Origin of the sequence: Nocardia farcinica (assembly GCF_029867845.1) — a bacterium.
Taxonomy (GTDB): Bacteria; Actinomycetota; Actinomycetes; order Mycobacteriales; family Mycobacteriaceae; genus Nocardia; species Nocardia farcinica_A.
The window spans coordinates 1-3,763 of sequence record NZ_JARWRU010001330.1 but is presented as its reverse complement, the minus strand read 5'-3'; the positions used below and the strand labels follow the sequence as shown (position 1 = coordinate 3,763).

Sequence of the window (3,763 nt, the reverse complement as noted above, 5' to 3'; positions counted from 1 at the left end):
GGGGTACACCCCGCAGGGCGCCTACGGCTTCGCCGGTGGCGCCGCCCGTCCGCCCGTCCCGCCGAAGAACAAGTCCAACACCGGACTGATCGTGGCGATGGTCGTCGGCGTGGTGGTCCTGCTGGTGGTAGGCCTCGGCATCGTCGGCGTGCTGGCCTCCGGCGAGGACACCCCGCGCGCGGACACCCGCACCACGACCACCGGCCTGCCCGCGCCGATCCCCGTCGACAGCGACGCCATCAGTCGTGCGTTCCCCGGCCTGGTGCCCGACAACGAGGACGGCGACATCGGCTACAACGGGGCCACCTGCGGCTCCTACACCTCGGCCAGCCCGTCGTTCCCGACCGACGGCACGCCCGACTTCGGCAACTGGGTGCACCAGTGGGACTGCTTCGGCGGCGGCGACAACGAGGACCCGTTCTTCACCATCTACGCCTACGCCACCCCGCAGGACGCGCAGGCGGCGCTGAACAACCTGCCCGCGAGCGCCGTGCAGTCGACCGACAGCAACGGCGGCCGCAACTACACCAACTACAAGTTCGAGCAGAGCGGCCCGAAGATGGTCACCGTCTTCACCGGTGAGCCGGAACGCGCGCAGTTCCTGCTCTACACCGACGGTATCGTCGGCACCATCGACGAGGTCCTGCGCTGGTGGCGCTCGGCTCCGCTGTGACCGAGCGCGACCGGTAGACGTGGCGTCCGGGTCACAGCACTACAGCACGCCCTCGATGGCCGCGACGACGGCCGGGTCGGTGGGCTCGGTGCGCGGGCGGAAGCGGGCGGCCACCTTGCCGTCGCGGTCGAGGAGGAACTTCTCGAAGTTCCACTGGATGTCGCCCGCGGCGCCCTCGGCGTCGGGGGCCTCGGTGAGTTCGGCATAGAGCGGGTGGCGGCCCTCGCCGTTGACCTCGATCTTCTCCAGCAGCGGGAAGTCGACGCCGTAGGTGGTGGAGCAGAACTGCTCGATCTCCTCGGCGGTGCCCGGCTCCTGGCCGAGGAACTGGTTGCACGGCACGCCGACCACGGTGAAGCCGCGCTCGCCGTAGCTGCGCTGCAACTCGACCAGGCCGGTGTACTGCGGGGTGAGTCCGCACTTGGAGGCGACGTTGACCACGAGCACCGCCTTGTCGCCCGCCAGGTCGGCCAGCGTGGTCTCGTCGCCGGAGAGGGTCCGCAGCGCGATGTCGCGAATGCTCACTGGTGTAACTCCTCGATCGGATCGGGTGCGGGCCCGGCTCTTCCGGCCCGCCGCGGCGTCACGCTATCAGCGCAGCCGGGTGCGCCGCATGAGCCGCAGGGTGGCCAGGGTGGAGGCGATCTGCTTGTCGTAGGCCATCTGCGCGCGGGCGGTCATCACCTGGCTCTTGAGCACCCCGACATTGACGGTGTCGGTGTACTTGAGCAAGCCCTGGTCGCCGTGGCGGGCCCCGATGCCGGAGTTCTTCACCCCGCCCGACGGGGTGGCCTTGGAGGCGTAGCTGGTGACGAAGCCGTCGTTGATGTTGATGTTGCCCGCCTGAAGTCGCTGCGCCACCCGCAGCGCCCTGGCCCGGTCCCGGCTCCACACGCTGGCGTTCAACCCGTAGTCGGTGGCGTTGGCGCGGTCGATCGCCTCCTGTTCGGAGCCGACCCGGTAGACGGTCACCACCGGGCCGAAGGTCTCGCCGGTGGCGTGCGCGACGTGCGGTGGCACATCGGTGAGCACGGTCGGCTCGTAGAAGGCCGGGCCGATGTCGGGGCGGGCCCGGCCGCCGGTGTGCACCGTCGCGCCCGCGGCGCGCGCCTCCTCCACGTGCGCGGCGACCCTGGCCAGGTGCTCGGGGGAGACGAGCGAGCCGAACTCGGGGGTGTAGTCGTAACTCGCCCCGGCCTTGTCGCCCAGTTCGGCGGCGGCCGCGACGAATCGGCGCAGGAACTCGTCGTGGACGCGCTCGTGCACGTAGATCCGCTCGATGTGCATGCAGGCCTGGCCGGAATTGGCGAAGGTCGCGAAGATCGCGCCGGGGATCACCGCGTCCAGATCGGCGTCGTCGAGCACGATCAGCGGGTTCTTGCCGCCGAGTTCCAGGCTGCATCCGATGAGATTGCGTCCGGCGCGCTCGCCGATCACCCGGCCGGTGGCGGTGGAGCCGGTGAACATGACGAAATCGCTGTGGTCGACCAGATCGCCGCCGATGTCGGGGCCCTCGCCGCAGACCACCTCGAACAGCCCGTCCGGCAGGCCGGCGCGGTGCAGCAGTTCCACGCCGAACAGCGCGCACAGGGCGGTCTTGTTGTCGGGCTTGAGCACCACGGCGTTGCCCGCGATCAGCGCGGCCACGGCGTCGGAGAGCGCCAGCGCGAACGGGAAGTTCCACGGCGAGATCACCCCGACCACCCCCTTGGGCCGGTGCTCCTCGATGGAGGTGCTGAGCAGCGGCACGGTGCCGCCGTGCCTGCGCGGCTTCAGGACGCGGCGCGCGGTCTTGAGGTAGTGGCTGATGATCATCGGCACGTCGCAGGACTCCTCGAAGGCCATGCGACGGGCCTTGCCGCACCCGATCTGGATGAGATCGGCGATGAGGGTGCGCTCGGTGAGGATCATCTCGTGCGCTCTGGCGAAGACCGCCAGGCGTTCCTTCAGCGGGGTGGCGGCCCATGTCCGCTGTGCGGCGCGGGCGGTGGCGAAGGCGTCGGCCACGTCCTGGGGGCGGGACTGGGGTAGTTCGGCGTAGGTGGCGCCGGTGTAGACCTCGATCAGCGGGTAGGGCGTTCTGGCCTCGGCGCCGCCGCCCGCCCGCACGCGTGCGGTGAGGCGGGCGATCAGTTCCGGGGTGACGCGCGCGGGCAGGGTGGCCGTCGGGGTGTCGGTGCTTGTCATCGCCTCTCCGGTGGGCTCGCTCGGGGTGCTGGTGCTCGCGGGTGCTGACCGGCCGGTCCACCGCTGTTCCGGCGCCTGCCCGGATCGCGGGACGGCAACCGATTCCACCGCATCCTCGCATATACATCCTGCGCCGGAGACGCCAATAGTGAAACATGTTCTTGCGACCGGCGCGGAAACTGGACTATATTCCATACACCTGTCCAGACAGCATCGGAGCGACTATGAGCGGTCTTCCCACCGAGGGCACGCGCCTGTTCATCGACGGCAAGGCGGTGCCCGGCGGCGCGGGCGAGTTCGAGACGGTCGACCCGGCCACCGAAGACGTCCTCGGCACGGCGGCCAACGGGTCGGCCGAGGACATGGACGCCGCGATCGCGGCGGCGCGGACCGCTTTCGACCGCACCGACTGGTCGACCGACCATGAGTTCCGCGTGCGTTGCCTCGAGCAGTTGCGCACCGCCATCCAGGAACACATCGAGGACGTCCGCGCGGTCACCGTCGCCGAGGCGGGCGCGCCCGTCATGCTGACCAGCGGTCCGCAGCTCGAGGGACCGGTCGCCGATCTGGAGTTCCCGACGAGACTGGCCGCGAGCTACGAGTGGGAGAGCGATCTCGGCGAGGCCGCCCCCATGGGCATCAGGACCCACCGCAAGGTGCGCCGGGAGGCGGTGGGCGTGGTCGGCGCGATCACCCCGTGGAACTTCCCGCACCAGATCACCTTCGCCAAGCTCGGCCCCGCGCTGGCCGCCGGCAACACCGTGGTGCTCAAGCCCGCGCCGGACACCCCGTGGTGCGCGGCGGTGGGGGGGCCGCGGAACGCCCCGCCCCCCCGCAAACCCCCGGGGGGGGGGGGCAAAGGGCCCACCCCCCCCCCCCCGCGGCGGCGGGAGCGGGGGGGCG

General features: G+C 70.9%; 3 protein-coding genes and 1 pseudogene. 2 read left to right on the top strand and 2 right to left on the bottom strand.

Features of this window, described 5'->3' with window-relative positions:
• Positions 1–673 (top strand): annotated as a pseudogene (locus QH283_RS29820) (serine/threonine-protein kinase); the annotation flags it as partial.
• A gap of 39 nt (positions 674–712) precedes the next feature.
• Here QH283_RS29820 and QH283_RS29815 read toward each other — a convergent pair.
• Positions 713–1,198 (bottom strand): glutathione peroxidase, encoded by a 486-nt coding sequence (locus QH283_RS29815; RefSeq protein ID WP_280506243.1) that lies wholly within the window; start codon positions 1,196–1,198, stop codon positions 713–715.
• Positions 1,199–1,264: 66 nt separating this feature from the next.
• Positions 1,265–2,860 (bottom strand): succinic semialdehyde dehydrogenase, encoded by a 1,596-nt coding sequence (locus QH283_RS29810; RefSeq protein ID WP_280506242.1) that lies wholly within the window; start codon positions 2,858–2,860, stop codon positions 1,265–1,267.
• A gap of 224 nt (positions 2,861–3,084) precedes the next feature.
• On the opposite strand from QH283_RS29810, the gene QH283_RS29805 reads away from it, so the two are divergent.
• The coding region (locus QH283_RS29805; protein ID WP_280506241.1) for an aldehyde dehydrogenase family protein at positions 3,085–3,763 on the top strand (679 nt) is incomplete at its 3' end.